General features: G+C 63.8%; 14 protein-coding genes. 3 read left to right on the top strand and 11 right to left on the bottom strand.

The window, feature by feature from the left end; translation table 11 throughout:
* Positions 1-40: 40 nt before the first annotated feature.
* The 6 genes from SPHINGO391_RS17440 to SPHINGO391_RS17415 form a co-directional block, all read right to left on the bottom strand.
* Positions 41-739, bottom strand: a complete 699-nt coding sequence (locus SPHINGO391_RS17440; protein WP_152010029.1) for an ATP-binding cassette domain-containing protein — start codon at positions 737-739, stop codon at positions 41-43.
* Positions 736-2478 carry an ATP-binding cassette domain-containing protein gene (locus tag SPHINGO391_RS17435; RefSeq protein WP_152010028.1) on the bottom strand — a complete coding sequence of 581 codons (1743 nt, stop codon included), beginning with the start codon at positions 2476-2478 and terminating at the stop codon, positions 736-738. The genes SPHINGO391_RS17440 and SPHINGO391_RS17435 overlap by 4 nt, the downstream gene beginning before the upstream one ends.
* Entirely contained in the window at positions 2456-3307 is an 852-nt protein-coding gene (locus SPHINGO391_RS17430) for a branched-chain amino acid ABC transporter permease (RefSeq protein WP_152010027.1), read from the bottom strand. Before SPHINGO391_RS17430 ends, SPHINGO391_RS17435 begins: the two co-directional genes overlap by 23 nt.
* A 15-nt stretch (positions 3308-3322) precedes the next feature.
* Positions 3323-4486, bottom strand: a complete 1164-nt coding sequence (locus SPHINGO391_RS17425) for a substrate-binding domain-containing protein (protein ID WP_152010026.1) — start codon at positions 4484-4486, stop codon at positions 3323-3325.
* Positions 4487-4509: 23 nt separating this feature from the next.
* Complete coding sequence (gene iaaH / locus SPHINGO391_RS17420; RefSeq protein ID WP_152010025.1) at positions 4510-5928, bottom strand: indoleacetamide hydrolase; 1419 nt, start codon at positions 5926-5928, stop codon at positions 4510-4512.
* Between the two features lie 88 nt (positions 5929-6016).
* Positions 6017-6778 carry a LuxR C-terminal-related transcriptional regulator gene (locus SPHINGO391_RS17415; RefSeq protein WP_210385791.1) on the bottom strand — a complete coding sequence of 254 codons (762 nt, stop codon included), beginning with the start codon at positions 6776-6778 and terminating at the stop codon, positions 6017-6019.
* Positions 6779-7038: 260 nt separating this feature from the next.
* Here SPHINGO391_RS17415 and ispD point away from each other — a divergent pair, with 260 nt between their 5' ends.
* Entirely contained in the window at positions 7039-7722 is a 684-nt protein-coding gene (gene ispD, locus SPHINGO391_RS17410; RefSeq protein ID WP_193217333.1) for a 2-C-methyl-D-erythritol 4-phosphate cytidylyltransferase, read from the top strand.
* Positions 7723-7743: 21 nt separating this feature from the next.
* Here ispD and SPHINGO391_RS17405 read toward each other — a convergent pair whose 3' ends face one another.
* From SPHINGO391_RS17405 to SPHINGO391_RS17395, 3 genes are all read right to left on the bottom strand, one after another.
* Positions 7744-8427, bottom strand: a complete 684-nt coding sequence (locus SPHINGO391_RS17405; RefSeq protein ID WP_152010023.1) for a GntR family transcriptional regulator — start codon at positions 8425-8427, stop codon at positions 7744-7746.
* Between the two features lie 9 nt (positions 8428-8436).
* Entirely contained in the window at positions 8437-9318 is an 882-nt protein-coding gene (locus tag SPHINGO391_RS17400) for a dihydrodipicolinate synthase family protein (protein ID WP_152010022.1), read from the bottom strand.
* Between the two features lie 104 nt (positions 9319-9422).
* On the bottom strand, positions 9423-11222 hold the full coding sequence (locus SPHINGO391_RS17395; protein ID WP_152010021.1) for an IlvD/Edd family dehydratase: 1800 nt from the start codon (positions 11220-11222) through the stop codon (positions 9423-9425).
* Between the two features lie 352 nt (positions 11223-11574).
* On the opposite strand from SPHINGO391_RS17395, the gene SPHINGO391_RS17390 reads away from it, so the two are divergent.
* Together SPHINGO391_RS17390 and SPHINGO391_RS17385 are read left to right on the top strand one after the other, a co-directional pair.
* Positions 11575-12177 (top strand): TetR/AcrR family transcriptional regulator, encoded by a 603-nt coding sequence (locus SPHINGO391_RS17390; protein ID WP_152010020.1) that lies wholly within the window; start codon positions 11575-11577, stop codon positions 12175-12177.
* Between the two features lies 1 nt (position 12178).
* On the top strand, positions 12179-12508 hold the full coding sequence (locus SPHINGO391_RS17385) for a multidrug efflux SMR transporter (RefSeq protein WP_152010019.1): 330 nt from the start codon (positions 12179-12181) through the stop codon (positions 12506-12508).
* A gap of 64 nt (positions 12509-12572) precedes the next feature.
* On the opposite strand, the gene SPHINGO391_RS17380 is transcribed toward SPHINGO391_RS17385, so the two are convergent.
* Together SPHINGO391_RS17380 and SPHINGO391_RS17375 are read right to left on the bottom strand one after the other, a co-directional pair.
* Positions 12573-13613: an NADP-dependent oxidoreductase gene (locus SPHINGO391_RS17380; protein ID WP_152010018.1), complete on the bottom strand. Its 1041-nt coding sequence runs from the start codon at positions 13611-13613 to the stop codon at positions 12573-12575.
* 128 nt (positions 13614-13741) lie between these two features.
* A complete protein-coding gene (locus SPHINGO391_RS17375) occupies positions 13742-14512 on the bottom strand; it encodes an SDR family oxidoreductase (protein WP_152010017.1) in 771 nt (256 codons plus the stop codon).
* Between the last annotated feature and the right edge of the window lie 14 nt (positions 14513-14526).

The following is a 14526-nucleotide window of genomic DNA, read 5'->3' as shown; positions in this document are numbered from 1 at the left end:
CTCACGGACGGGGCCGCTTTTTCATTCTGTAGATCCCGGTTCAGATCTTGAGCCGTTCCGCCAGTTCCGCGCGAAGATTGATCGTGCCGGAATGGGTGTAGATGCATTCGCCGTGATCCATTAGGGCCGCCTGATCCGCCACCGCCTCGACCAGGCTCAAATTCTGCTCAATGATCAGGAAGCCGCGACCCGCATCTTTCGCCCGGTTGATCGCTTCGGCCATCAGCGCGATGTTTTCCGGCTGCACGCCTTCGGTCGGCTCGTCCAGGATCACCAGCTTCGTGTCCTCCGCCAGCGCCCGGCAGAAGGACAGGATCTTTTTTTCGCCGCCCGAAAGGGTTCCGGCGCGCTGGCCGAGCCGGTCCGGCAGCCGCGGGAACATGGCGAAAAGCTCCTTGTAGCGTTCCAGCGAGCGGTCGCGGTGATGCAGCGTCAGGTTCTCGGCAACGCTCAACGTATCGAACACCACGCCTTCCTGCGGCGCATAGCCCATGCCGTGCCTGGCGCGGCCATGCGCCGGTGCGAAGGTGAGATCCTCTCCCAAAAATACCACCTGGCCTGATGCCGGCATGAGCGACCCGGTGACAAGCCGCGCGAGCGTCGATTTGCCGACGCCGTTGCGGCCTGTCACGCACAGCGCCTGGCCTTGCGACAAGCCGAGCGAGAGGTCGGTGACGATGACGATCTCGCCATATCCGCCGGTGAGTTTTTCGATCGAGAGGAGAGGTGCGGCGCTCATTTGCTGCCTCCCGAATAGACGCGTGCGACATCGGCGTTGGCGCGGATCTCGGTCATGGTTCCGTTGGCAAGCAGGGCGCCCTGGTGCATGACGAGAACGTGGTCGGACAGGCGCTTCACCACCTGCATGTCGTGCTCGATGATGATGAAGGTGGCCTTTGTCTCCCCGGCGATCGCGGCGATTGCCTCGATCATCTGCCGGGTCTCGTCGGCGGACAATCCGGCGCAGGGCTCGTCGAGCAGCACCAGGTCCGGTTCGGCCAGAACTGTCATCGAGAAATCCAGCATCTGCCGCTGGCCCACCGACAGCGAGCCCGCCGTTTTGTCGCTTTGCATGAGGAAGGGAAAGCGGGTCTTGAGTTCGCCAAGCATCTGCGTCGTCCAGCCATAGGGCCGCATCGAGAACATTTCCGTCGTGCCGATTCGGTTCGCCCAGAGCGCGATCTCGATGTTCTGGCGGACGCTGAGTTCCGGAAAGATCGACGGAACCTGGAACTTGCGGCCGATGCCGTTGCGCGCGGCAATGAAGGGCCGGGTGTTGCCGAGCGACACGCCGCGCCAGCTGATCTCGCCGGCCCCGAGCGGAAGCCGGCCGGTGAGCACGTTGAGCGCCGAGGTCTTGCCCGCGCCGTTCGGGCCAATGATGCAGTGGATCCCGGTGCGGGATATGGAAAAGCTCAAACCGTTGAGGATCCGCACCGGGCCCATGCTGACGCCGACACCATCGAACCGCAGGTCCGGCACAGCGCGATGCTCTTTCCCGGCCAGCATCACAGGCGCGGTGCCTGATCCTCGCGACGGCCTCTCGCCGCCAATCCGGGATATCGCGGCTGAAAACAGCCCGCTGATACCGCCCGGCATCTTCAGCACGACGATGATGAACACCAGTGCAACGGCCACTTCCCAATAGCGGAACGAGTCCCGCAGGCCTGCTGCCATGAAACCGATCAGCACCGCGCCGGCGACCGGGCCGATGAGGCCGAAGCGGCCGCCGACGGCCGTCCAGATCAAGAGCTCCGCCGACAGCACGAAGCCCACCGCCTGTGGCGTGACAATGCCCTGGTGCGGCGCGTAGAGCACGCCTGCGAGACCGGCGATGCCGCCGCTGATGGCGAAGGCCGCGGCCTTGAGCATCGATGTGCGGAAACCGAAGAACTGCAGCCGCTCCTCGTTTTCGCGGATGGCGATCAGCAGTTGCCCGAACGGCGCCCGCATCAAATGTGCCAGCACCAGTGTTGATGCAATCAGCACGCCGACAATGACGAAATAGAGCGTCTCGTAGGTATCGACGCCGGGCAGTCCGGGAATTGCGGTCATGCCGTTGAAGCCGCCGGTAATCCCGCTCAGGGAATTGGCAAGCTGGAACCCGAGCATCGACAGCGCCAGCGTGATCAGCGAGAAATAGGGACCCGAGCCGGTCTGCCGGTTGAACACCAGCGCACCGACAAGCCCGGCCAGAAGTGCGGGCACCAGGCAGGCGACGGCGAAGGCCGGAATGAGCAGCGCCCAGCCCAGATCCGCCTTCAGCGCAGCACCCGAGAGATAGGCGCCGATGCCGAAGAACAGCGCCTGCCCGAGCGGCAGGAAGCCGGCGCGCCCCCAACAGAGCGCTATGCCCTGCGCCACCATGCCGTAGAGCAGGTAGAGCCCGAGCTGGTAGGCGGTGAAGCTGTCCGAGAGCAACGGAAACGCCAGAAGCAGGGCTGCGAGCGTGAGTTTAGCGGCGCGAGAAAATGCCATCGGGCCTCAACCATAAAAACAGGATGGAGATCGCAAGCACGCCGAGATAGCCGGCGGTCTTGTCGAAAATGGCGGAGATGACGACATCGGCGCCGCCGATGATGCTCGAGCCAATGATGAGGCCCTCAAGCGTACCCAGCCCGCCCACCACCAGGATGAAGAAGGAGGAAAGCAGGTAATCGAGCCCCATATAGGGTTCGACCCGCACCAGCGGCGCCAGCAGCACGCCCGCCAGCCCTGCGATGGCGACGCCGGTGACGAAGGTCGCGCGCGACAGCCGCGCCGTATTGATGCCGACGGCTGCGGCAAGGTCGGGGTTCTGCACCATCGCCTTGATCCGGGCGCCGGTGTTGGAGCGCTGGTACCAGACGAACAGTAAGGCAAACATCGTGACGATCACCGCCATCAGCACCAGCCGGTAGGCGGGATAATCGATGCCCATCAGGCTGACCGTGCCGGGCAGCGACTGGTCGACGCTCTGGTATTCGCGACCGAAGGTCACCTCGACGCCCTTGCGCATAAGGATAGCGATCCCCCAGGTGGCCAGGAACGTGTCGAACGGGCGCCGGTAGAGATGACGGATCACCGACCAATCCATCAGCCAGCCGATCGCGCCGCAGACGATCACCGCAAGTGGGATGGCCAGCACGAACGGCAACCCGGCCTGCTGCACCATCAGCGCGCTGTAAGCGCCGAGCATGACGAACTCGCCATGCGCCATGTTCATGACGCCGAGCAGGCCGAACACCACCGCAAGCCCCAGGACGATCAGTCCCAGGGTTGCGGTGGAATAGGCGAAATTAAGCCCGTAGGTGACAACGAGATCCATCGCCCTTGCCGATCCTCAGCCGCAATTGTTGCCGGGATCGACATCGGCGAAGGTCTGCACCACCTTGAAAGCGGTGCCGTCCGCCTCGGCCAGGTAGATGTCCTTGGCGACATGGCGGTTCGACATCGTCGCCGCGCCACGCGGCCCCTCATAGGTCGCGCCTTCCGCGATCGCGTCGATATCGCTGGCTGAGAGCGATTGCGCCTTGCCGGCCAGCGCGCTCAGAAGCAGCACGCCCTCGTAGCAGGATTGACCCAGCGAATTGAGCGCTGCCGCATCAGTGCCGAATTTCGCGGCATAGGCTTCCGCGAAGGCCTTGGCGGCCGGCGTGTCGATGGAGGCGAAGTAACCGGCCGAGGAGTAGAGCCCTTTCGAGTTTTCCGCGCCGATGCCGGCCAGGGTGTTCTCCTCGATCAGCGTACCAAGACGGATGGCGCTGTCGGAGAGGCCGAAGCTGGCAAACGCCCGGTTGAAGCCGACCGACGCGCCGCCGACCAGCGTGATCAGCACCGCATTGGCGCCGGTGTCCTTGATCTTGGCGAGGTTGGAATCGAAATTATCAGCCGTAAAAGGCAGGTATTCCTCGCCGACGACTTCGCCGCCCGAGGCTTCGATATAGCCCTTTGCGGCTGCATTGGTGTCGCGCGGCCAGTTGTAGTCATTGCCGATCAGGTACCACTTGCTGGCGCCTTTTTCGGCCGCAAGCCACGGAATCACCGGCGCCAGCTGCTGGTCCGGCGTCTCGCCGATGACATAGGTGCCGGCTGCGCACTCGCCGCCTTCATAGACAGGGGTGTAGATATAGGGCACCTGGCCCTTGAACAGGTTGGTCAGCGCGCCGCGCACGGCACTGTCATGCATGCCGATGAAGGCTTCGGCCTTTTCGCCCTTCCACAGTTTCAGCGCCGCCTGGGTGGCGTCCGCCGGAGGTCCGCCGACATCGGCGAACACCGGTTCGATCTGGCGGCCGAGAATGCCGCCGGCAGCGTTGATCTCGTCAACGGCCATCTGGGCGCAGTTCTGCGAGGAAGGGCCGAACAGACCTGCCGGGCCCGACAGCGGGATCAGGATGCCGACCTTGATCGGGCCTGCGGCGAAGGCCGAGGTGAGGGCAGTGCCCGAGAGCGCGCCGGCAACGGCCACGGTGAGCGATGATTTGATGAAGTCGCGTCTTTTCATGTTTGTTCCCCGGTTGTTAGGTTTCAACGGACTGGTGGTTTCGCATCAAAGGCAAAGACGGTTTCAATGGCGGCGGCAATGGCGAGCAGCCGGTCGTCCGACAGCGCCGGGCCGTCGAGCTCCATGCCCAGCGGCAAGCCGTCAGGGCTGAGACCCGAGGGCAGGCTGATGCCGGGGATCGCGGCATTGCTGCCCGGATCGGTGTTGCGGATGAAGGTCGGGAAGGTCGGAACCCGTTCGCCGTTCAACTCCACGGTCTCGTCGTCGCCGATAGGCCGGGCCGGAAGGGCCGCGGTCGGGAAGATCACCGCCTCGACGTCATGGGATTTGAAATAGTCCGCATAGGCCGCCAGCAGCTTCGGGCGGTCCTCGTCGAGCGCTTTGCGGTAGACCGCCTCCGGCATGGCCTCCGTGCCAAGCTGCGAGGCGACCAGCCCCTTGACGTCCGGGCTGCCGATGCCCTCGAGAATGTCCTGCATCGTCAGGTTCAGTCCTTGGTCGCGAAGATAGGCCGGCAGGTCCTGCATGAATTCGTAGAGCACCACCGGGAAGCTGACCGCCGCATCGAGAGGGCCGATATCGGGAATATCCGCCTCGATGAGCACGACGCCGGCTTTCCGCAGCGCGTCGAGTGCGGCTTCCGCGTTGGCGGCCACGGCCGGGTCGAGGGTCTCGTAGAAATAGGTGCGCGGCACACCGAGCCGCAGTCCCTTCAGTGTTGCTGGAGCTGTCGCGGGCACGCCGCCCGCCATCACGCGGTCGAGCAGCTGCGCGTCCGCGACCGAACGGGTGATCGGGCCCGCGGTGTCGCGGGTGTGGCTGATCGGAACGATGCCTTCGCCCGGATAGCGCCCGACGGTGGGGCGGAAGCCGACGAGACCGCAGAGCGATGCCGGAAGCCGGACCGATGCACCGGTATCCGTGCCGATGCCGCCGGGCATCATCCGCGCCGCGACGGCAGCTGCAACCCCGCCGCTCGATCCACCGGGGATCATGGCCGGGTTCCAGGGATTGTGGACCGCGCCGGTGACGCCGTTGTTGGAGCTGATGCCGAACGCCAGCTCATGCATGTTGCCGCTGGCGCCGAGCAGCGCGCCTGCATCGAACAGCGCCTTTGCCACCGGCGCGGGCGCCTTGGCGACATGGCTTGCCAGCGCCCCGGTGGCGGCGCCCGCAGGCAAGATGCCTGTGTTGATGTTGTCTTTGATGCACAGCGGGATGCCGCCGAGCTTCTGCCCGGCCTTGCCGGAAGCATCCACCTTGCCGGCGGCTTCCAGCAGCTTGTCCCAGTCGTGCGAGACCAGAGCGTTGAGCGATTTCTGCTCTTCCGAGCGCGCGATCAGTGCCTCGGCGTATTCGCGGGCGGAGAAGCGCCGTGCCGTAAGCCCTTCGAGCGCCTGCGTGATCGTGAGGTCGAAAAGGTCGAGATCGTGATGTGGCATTTTCCCTCCGCCTGTGGTGTCGGACCGAGGGACATGATGCGTATGGCGGAGCCGCGATTTCTATCCTCAGTAATGAGGATATTTCACCTCAGTGCGTGATCACCCTGGAGAGAAGCTGGGTGCGCCCGCTGATCCCGAGCTTGCCATAGATGTGCTTGAGGTGGGACCGGACCGTCGTGAAGGAGATCCCGTATCTTGCGGCAATCTGCTGATCTGACAGGCCCGCCAGCACCGCGGCGCAGATTTCCTTCTCGCGTGCGGTGAGCATCGCGCCGGTGGCGGCCTGCTCGAGCGCGGAGACAAGGTCGACCTTGCCCTGCGCCGTCGTCTCCCGCGCCAGGGCGCTGCGCATCGCATTGGTGAAACCCGGGCCGATGGCGTCGAGGATCTCAAGTTCGCGGTGGCTGAAATCCTCCTTGTTCTTGCCGCGCCAGATCCTGAGGTCGCCGATATTGGTTCCGCCGGAATAGGCGTAGAAGTTGACGCCGAAGTGGAGACCGTCATTGGCAAGGAAATCGTTGAAGAACTCGGTGCGCTCGAACCGGCTGCGCGGCATGATCTCGCTGACGCTAGTGGCCTTGCGCCGCCGCTGAAGCACCGGCGTGATAGGATCGCAATACTGGAAGTACTGCTCATAGGCGCCCAGATTGTCATCGCTCATGTTGATCGACACGCGATCGCAAAACGCGTTCTGGGCATTGTTCCAGACATAGGAGGCGAAATACTGCGCGCCAAGCAGGTCCAGCAGCTTGAGGCCCACCCGGCGGCGCAACTCGTTCGAGCCGTACCCGTAGGAAAGGTCAGCCATGATGCTGAAGACGAGATCGGTTTCCTTTGTCGTCAGGTTCAAGGACGGGCCCGCCGGTTGGTGCGCAATCGAGGCTTGACGATACACACAAGGCCGGTTTCTTTCAATCCGGCTCGATGACGGATAAGAAACTGAGCCATTACGGCGCTTTGCCGACAGTTCCTGTCGCCGGCGCAATCTCCGGGATCGGGCCGCCGCGACAGAGCCGCCCGCAAGCAGCCAGCCCCTTCGGCATCCGCCAGCCGGAAACGCGGATTGAAGTTTACTGGAAGAACGGCTAGTCGAAATCCATGTTGAATTCCGTGCTTATAGTCGCGGCCGGCCGCGGCCATCGCCTCGGCGGCGAGATCCCGAAACAGTTCCTCCCCGTCGGCGGCATCTGTTCGCTCCGCCGGGCGGTCGACGCGTTCCTGGCGCTCGATGCGATCGATCTTTTGCGCGTGGTCATTCATCCCGACGACCAGGCCCTGTGCGAAGCGGCCCTGGCCGGGATCGATGACAGGCGGCTGCTTGCCCCGGTGCATGGCGGCGCGACGCGGGCGCAGTCTGTGCGCCTGGGTCTCGAATCCTTCCGCGACACAGGCACCGGCAAGATCCTCATCCATGATGCGGCGCGCCCGTTCATCCCCGCGGGCGTGATCGAGGCAGTGCTTTCCGCGCTCGATCAGGCCGAAGGCGCGTTTGCCGCGCTTCCTGTGGTTGACGCGTTGTGGAATGCCGACGGCGACCACGCCCTTGCGCCTGTTTCCCGCGACGGTCTGTGGCGGGCGCAGACGCCGCAGGGATTTGACTTCGATGCCATTTTAGCCGCCCATCGGGGGCACGATGGCGAGGCCCATGACGATGTCGCCGTTGCCCGCGCAGCCGGCATGGATGTCAGGATCGTTCAAGGCGCGGAAGCCAATTTCAAGATCACCACCGCTGCCGATCTGGAACGGGCCCAGGCCGAACTGATGCGTCTTGAGAATGACCGCCGGGCGGACTGACGAGGCCCGGCGCCGCCGCCCTTACCCCATGTTGACCGCGCGCCGCCGCGCGATCTCGATATGGCGGCGCATCGCCGCGGCAGCGGCATCGGGATCGCGCGCCTCGAGCGCCTCGATAATGCGCAAATGGTCGCCGATCACCGAGGGGATCATCGGGACATAGAGCCGGGTCTCGGCCAGGCGGATCAGCCTGATCTTGATCCAGTTGACCCGGTAGGCCTGGGCAATGATGTCATTGCCGAGCCCGTCGATGATCGCCTCGTGCAGTTCAAGATCGACGGCTTCGGCGTCCTGCATCAGACCGTCTTCCTCGCCCCGTTCGAACCGTTCGATGATCTCCTCATGATGGGCGCGCAGCCTGGCGATCAGTCCGGCATCGGCATTGGTGGCAAACAGCCTGACGGCCGCCACCTCGATGAATTCACGGAACTGGTAGGCGTTGCGCACCAGGTTGAGATCGACCTGCGGAACCTGCATGCCGCGCTGCGGCACGGTGCGGATCAGTCCTTCGGCCTCGAGCCGCGGCACCAGCTCCCGGATCGCGCCGAGCGGATATCCGGTGATCTCCACCAGTTGCCGCTGGGTGATGAACTGCCCCGGCCTGATCTCCTGTGACAACAAGCTGCGTGTGTATTCCTCGTAAGCCTGCTCGCGCAGCTTGAGCGGTTCACCATCCTTGTTGTGGGGCGTCTGGGGCGCGATCATCGGTTCTCCTCAGGCAGTGGCCATGATGGCGTCAAAGGATTGGACCAGTTTCGATTTCCGCTCCGGGCTCAGTTCCGTGAGCGGCGCCCGCACGGCATCGAAGCCGGCATCGCGCGCCAGATGCCCGACCAGCACCTTGACCGCGGGCATCACCGGATTGGCGACGATCAGGTCGACGATGTCGCTCACCAGCCGCCCGTCACCGCCGGAATGGATCACCGACGCCAAGAGCTCCGGCGTGATGTTGGCCACCCCGCAGATCGACCCCTCGGCGCCCCTGGCCATGGCGCGCGGCAGCAGCCGCTCGTCGCCGACCAGCACCGAGATGTCGCCGTGGCTGGCGAGATAGCGCTCCGCCGTCTCCCAGTCGCCCGAGGAATCCTTGATGCCGGTGATCACCCCGGGCCAGGCCTTGCGCAGCCGGGCGATCAGCTCCGGTGACAGCGCCACCGCGGTCTGTCCGGGAATATGATACATGATGACGCCGCGCAGTCCCCCGCCGATGCGTTCGAACACCTGGTTGAACCAGTTGAAAACCCCTTCGTCATCCACGCCCTTGAGATAGAACGGGGGCGCCATCAGCAGCCCGCTCGCGCCGGCGTCGAGCGCCGCCCTTGACTGCGCGACCGCGTCATCAATCGCAGAAGCCATGATGCCGATCTGGATGCGTGCATTCGCGGGCAGGCTCTGCGCCACCGCGTGATGCATGGCCTTGCGCTCCTCCAGCGACAGACCGTAGCCCTCGCCGGTGGTGCCGCACAGGGTTACACTGTCGCAGCCGCGCGCCAGCATCGCGCTGGCATGTCGCGAAAGCTTGGGAAGATCGACCGCGCCTGACGCGGTGTAGGGAGTCACCAGGGCGGCCGAAAGGCCGAAGATCGGTTTGGACATCAAGGATAAGCCAGTCTGTTAGAGCTAACATGTTAGTGCGATGTCAGTACAGGATCTGCCCCGGGCGGTAAAGCCCGGATCGCGTGTGTCAGCCAGTTGCGGCGTCAATGATTGTCGCGGGGAACCGACTTCTGGGCGACGCGCTGGAATTCGTCGGCCCCGCGCAGCACCATGCCTTCCGAGAACGGCTCCGCCAGCTCGCGGAAGTATTTCTGCCAGGGGGTCTGGCTTGGCGGGATCTGGTAGCCGCCAGAGGCGGCGAGATCCCGGGCGCGCTGCTCCCATTCCTCTTGCGGCACGAGAGCGTCGACCCGGCTCTTGCCGAGGTCGATGCGGATCCTGTCGCCGTTGCGTAGCAGCGCCAGTCCGCCGCCGGCTGCAGCCTCCGGAGAGGCATTGAGGATCGAGGGCGATGCCGAGGTCCCCGACTGGCGGCCGTCGCCGATGCAGGGCAGGGCTGTGATGCCCTTCTTGAGCAGGTAGCTCGGTGGCCGCATGTTGACCACTTCCGCTCCGCCCGGATAGCACAGCGGCCCCGCGCCGCGCATCACCAGGATCGAGTTTTCATCGATCGCGAGATCCGGATCGTCGATCATCCGGTTGTAGTGCTCGGGTCCGTCGAACACCACCGCGACACCTTCGAACGCGTCCTTGTCGTCGGGATTGGAGAGGTACCGGTCCCGGAATTCCTGCGAGATCACGGAGGTCTTCATGATGGCGCTGTCAAACAGCGATCCCTTGAGATTGAGGAAGCCCGCCTCCTGCATCAGCGCATTTGCAATCGGCCGGATCACGTCCGGGTTCTCGCTCTCCCGATTGGCGCAGTTTTCTCCGATGCTGCGGCCGTTGACGGTCAGCGCGTCCGGGTGCGGCAGCAGATTGGCCTTCAACAGTTCGGCCACGACGGCGGGAACGCCGCCGGCCCGGTGAAAGTCCTCGCCCAGATAGGTCCCTGCGGGTTGCAGATTGGTCAGGAGCGGCACATGGTGCCCCAGTGTCTGCCAGTCGTCATTGGTAAGCTCGACGCCGATGTGCCTGGCAATCGCCACCACATGGATCGGCGCGTTGGTCGACCCGCCGAGCGCCGAGTTGGTGACGATGGCATTCTCGAAGGCCTGCCGTGTCATTATGTCGGATGGCTTGAGGTCCTCGCGCACCATGTCGACGATGCGCTTGCCGGTGGCGTAGGCCATCTGCCCGCGCTCGCGGTAGGGCGCCGGGATGGCGGCCGATCCCGGCAACTGCATTCCAAGCGCTTCTGCCAGCGAATTCATCGTCGAGGCCGTACCCATGGTATTGCAGTAGCCCACCGACGGCGCCGACGACGTCACCAGTTCGGCAAACTGCTCGTCGTCGATCTTGCCTTCCGCATGGAGTTCCCGCGCCTTCCAGATCACCGTGCCCGAGCCGGTACGCTCGCCGCGGAAATAGCCGTTGAGCATCGGACCGACCGAGAACGCGATCGCCGGAATGTTGACGGTGGCGGCCGCCATCAAGAGCGCCGGCGTGGTCTTGTCGCAACCGATCGTCAGCACCACGCCGTCAAGCGGGTAGCCGAACAGCGATTCCACCAGCCCCAGATAGGCAAGGTTGCGGTCGAGCATCGCGGTGGGCCGTTTGCCGGTTTCCTGGATCGGATGCACCGGCACTTCGAGCGGCACCCCGCCATTGGCGATGATGCCGTCGCGGATGCGCTTGGCGAGTTCGATGTGATGGCGGTTGCACGGAGACAGGTCCGATCCCGTTTGCGCAATCGCGATGATCGGCTTTCCGGATTGCAACTCGTCGCGCGTCAGCCCGTAATTGACGTAGCGTTCGATATAGAGCGCCGTCATTTCCCGGTTCTCAGGATTGTCAAACCAGAGCTGTGACCGCAGCGGCGTCTTTTTCGTCTCGTCTGACATCTTGGTCTCCAATCCCGTTTCGCTTGCGCGTCAAAATGAATGATGGTGCGAAAGGTGGCGGTCAGTTGCCGGCCATCATAGCCATTCGATGGGCAGTTTTAGCAGCCCCTGCACCTGACATAAATCGGTTTGCACAATGTCCGCACATAAATCATCAGCTCATTCCGGGCTGAGCCTGCGGAGGCGGGTGTAGCCTGCTCGTGGATCGCAGCCTTTTGCGACCGCTGCTGATCGCCTCGCTTTCGACCGCTTGGATCGGAAGCGTCCGTTCCATGATCACCCCGTGTTCTGATGCGAAGCAAACGACTTGAATATCGGTTGCATAAAAACCGTCCAGACGGTATGTTTACCCATGATGACGAAACCTCAACGCAAGAACAATCCGGACGCCGTGCGGGCCAGACTGCTTGAATGCGCAGCACGGCTGATCGTCGATCATGGTCTGCCGGCTCTGACCCTGGAAAATGTGGCGCGTGAGGCAGGCGTCAGCAAGGGCGGATTGCTGCACCACTACCCCGGCAAGACAGCGCTGATCGACGGGTTGTTTGAAGAGGTTGTCGACTGGTTCGACGCCCGGGTGGAAGATGTGCTTGAAAGCGATGACAACCGGCAGGCACGGTTCTCTAGAGCCTATCTGCGGGTCGTCGCCGCAATCGACATGTCCGTGCCCGAGGAAAAGCGTCTGGCTGTGTTGATGCTCATGCTCAGCTCCGACCCGCATTATTGCGCCCGCTGGAACCAATGGGTGGAGATGCGTCTGCATAGGCACGCTGAAACCGACCTGACACCGATGGCCCGAACCGTTCGTCTGGCGGCCGATGGCCTCTGGTTGTCCGACCTTGGCGGTGGACCGGATTCACATGCGCCGGTGCGCCTGGAGATCCTGGCCTTTCTTGAAAAACTTGATGCAACCGGGGCGAGGACGTCCTCTCGTCCCCACGAAGGAGGGCAGTGACATGCCATGGCTGTTTCTCGGCATCGCGATCACCGGCGAGGTCATCGCCACCACGGCGCTCAAAGCCTCCGAAGGGTTTACCAGGTGGGGATATGGCGGCATCTCCGTGGTCGGTTACGCCATTTCGTTCTATTTCCTGGCGATCGTTCTCAAGACCATTCCGGTCGGCATTGCCTATGCCGTTTGGGCCGGCGCCGGAGTGGCGATGGTCACGCTCATCGGCATCGTGCTGTTTGGCCAGAAACTGGACCTGTTCGCCTATCTCGGCATTGCGCTGATCGTTGCCGGTGTGCTTGTGCTCAACCTGCTTTCAGCTTCGGCCCCACATTGAAACCGCCCGGAGGCTGGTGCACATCCGGGCGGGGTTTTCGTGTGAAGGGAGGACCCCGCTCCGGTCAGGCGACCTTGACCAGCGTTTTGCCGAAATTCTTGCCCCCGAGCATGCGGATGAAGGCCGCTGGTGCGTTCTCCAGCCCTTCGGAGACATCTTCGCGATAGACGATCTTGCCGCTGCCAACGAGTGGTCCGACCTCGGCGAGGAAGTCGCCGAAGCGGTCGAAATGATCCGAGATGATGAAACCGCCCACGGTCAGCCGGTTGACGAGGATCGTCCGCCAGGCCTTCGGCAGCCGGTCCGGCCCCGCCGTTTCTCCGGCGCCAAGGGCGCCTGCATTGTACCAGGCGATCATGCCGCAAAGCGGGATCCGACCGCCGACATTCATCATCGGCAGCACCGCCTCCAGTGTCATCCCGGCGACGTTCTCGAAATAGATGTCGATGCCATCAGGACAGGCCTCTGAAAGCGACTTGCGCAGACCCTTGGCGTCGCTCGCCGCGCGGTGGTCGATGCAGGCGTCGAATCCCAGCTCTTCCACCGCATAGGCGCATTTGTCCGCCCCGCCGGCAACGCCGATGGCGCGCAGGCCCTTCTGTTTCGCCAGTTGTCCGACCATTGAGCCGACCGGGCCGGTGGCGGCACCGACGACCAGCGTTTCGCCCGCCTTGGGTTGGCCGATCACGTTGAAACCGTACCAGCCGGTAAATCCCGGCATGCCGAGCACCCCGAGCGATGTCGAGACAGGTGCAACATCGGGATCGATCTTGCGCAGTTCCCTGGCCTTGACGATGCCGTGTGTCCCCCAGCCGAACATGCCCATGGCGATGTCGCCGGGTTTGAAGTGCGGAGAGCGGCTTTCGATGACCTCGCCAACCGCGCCGCCGCCCATCTGTTCGTCGATTGCCACCGGCGTGGAGTAGGACTTCGCATCGTCCATGCGCCCGCGCATGTAGGGATCGAGCGACATGTAGAGCACCCTGAGCAGCACCTCGCCGTCACCCGGCGATGGAACAGCCACTGTTTCCAGACGGAAATTGTCCGGTCCTGGCTGGCCTTCCGGGCGCTTGGCCAGGACAATCCTCTGCATTTGGTCAGACATGGTATTTCTCCATTTTGATGGGCCTTGCTGCAGCACGCCGGGTCAATGATGACCAGCTGCGGCGATACCGTGAATGTGTGATTGATGGTGTGGTCCGGATCGAAACAAACAGATCACCGTGGCCTCAATCAGGCGATGGTCACGCCGCCATCGGCGACGATGACCTGCCCGGTGATGAAGCTTGCGGCGGGCGAGGCGAGAAAGGCTGCCACCGGGCCGATTTCCTCGGGCAGGCCGATCCGCCTGAGCGGCGTGGTTCTGGTACGCTTCTTGAGCATCTCTTCGTCCTCCCATAGGGCGCGGGCAAAATCGGTCTTCACCAGGCCGGGGGCGATGCAATTGACGCGAACATTGTCGCCGCCGTGCTCGACGGCAAGATTGCGCGCCAGCGCAAAGTCCGCGGCCTTGGATATTCCGTAGCCGCCGATCACCGCGTTGCCCTGCATCCCTGCGATCGAGGAGATGATGACGATGGCGCCGCCGCCCTTTGCCTTCATCGCCGGGATCACGCGGTTGCAGAGCCACAAATTGCTCTTGACGTTCGAGCCCATGATCTTGTCGAAGGCCTCGTCCGAAAGGTCCGCAAGCGGCCCGTAGGCCGGGTTCACCGCGGCGTTGCAGACCAGGATGTCCGGCGCGCCATAGAGTTTCTCCGTGCCGGCTATCAGGCCTTCGACCTCGTCCTTTCGCGAAATGTTGCAGGCGATCACCGCCGCTTCGCCGCCTTCGGCGCGGATGGCTTCGGCCACCGGTTCGCAGGCATCTGCCGTCCGGCTGGAGATCACCACCTTTGCACCGAGCCGGGCCATGGTTTCGGCCGTGGCGCGACCGATGCCGCGGCTCGATCCGGTGATGACGGCAACCTTGCCGTCAAGCGAGTAGGGCAGTGCAGGGGTCATGGCGCGGTCCTCTC

Origin of the sequence: Hoeflea sp. EC-HK425 (assembly GCF_902498795.1) — a bacterium.
GTDB classification, from domain to species: Bacteria; Pseudomonadota; Alphaproteobacteria; order Rhizobiales; family Rhizobiaceae; genus Hoeflea; species Hoeflea alexandrii.
Note: the sequence above shows the minus strand (reverse complement) of the source record. Positions and strands in the feature narration are given on the sequence as shown.

Bases quoted from the DNA above. Each gene is read 5' to 3' on its own strand.
- SPHINGO391_RS17435 (WP_152010028.1), bottom strand. From the start codon at position 2,478: ATGGCATTTTCTCGCGCCGCTAAACTCACGCTCGCAGCCCTGCTTCTG.
- SPHINGO391_RS17425 (WP_152010026.1), bottom strand. From the start codon at position 4,486: ATGAAAAGACGCGACTTCATCAAATCATCGCTCACCGTGGCCGTTGCC.
- SPHINGO391_RS17385 (WP_152010019.1), top strand. From the start codon at position 12,179: ATGCCATGGCTGTTTCTCGGCATCGCGATCACCGGCGAGGTCATCGCC.
- SPHINGO391_RS17440 (WP_152010029.1), bottom strand. From the start codon at position 739: ATGAGCGCCGCACCTCTCCTCTCGATCGAAAAACTCACCGGCGGATAT.
- SPHINGO391_RS17430 (WP_152010027.1), bottom strand. From the start codon at position 3,307: ATGGATCTCGTTGTCACCTACGGGCTTAATTTCGCCTATTCCACCGCA.
- SPHINGO391_RS17390 (WP_152010020.1), top strand. From the start codon at position 11,575: ATGATGACGAAACCTCAACGCAAGAACAATCCGGACGCCGTGCGGGCC.
- SPHINGO391_RS17400 (WP_152010022.1), bottom strand. From the start codon at position 9,318: ATGTCCAAACCGATCTTCGGCCTTTCGGCCGCCCTGGTGACTCCCTAC.
- iaaH (WP_152010025.1), bottom strand. From the start codon at position 5,928: ATGCCACATCACGATCTCGACCTTTTCGACCTCACGATCACGCAGGCG.
- SPHINGO391_RS17375 (WP_152010017.1), bottom strand. From the start codon at position 14,512: ATGACCCCTGCACTGCCCTACTCGCTTGACGGCAAGGTTGCCGTCATC.
- SPHINGO391_RS17405 (WP_152010023.1), bottom strand. From the start codon at position 8,427: ATGATCGCGCCCCAGACGCCCCACAACAAGGATGGTGAACCGCTCAAG.
- SPHINGO391_RS17395 (WP_152010021.1), bottom strand. From the start codon at position 11,222: ATGTCAGACGAGACGAAAAAGACGCCGCTGCGGTCACAGCTCTGGTTT.
- SPHINGO391_RS17380 (WP_152010018.1), bottom strand. From the start codon at position 13,613: ATGTCTGACCAAATGCAGAGGATTGTCCTGGCCAAGCGCCCGGAAGGC.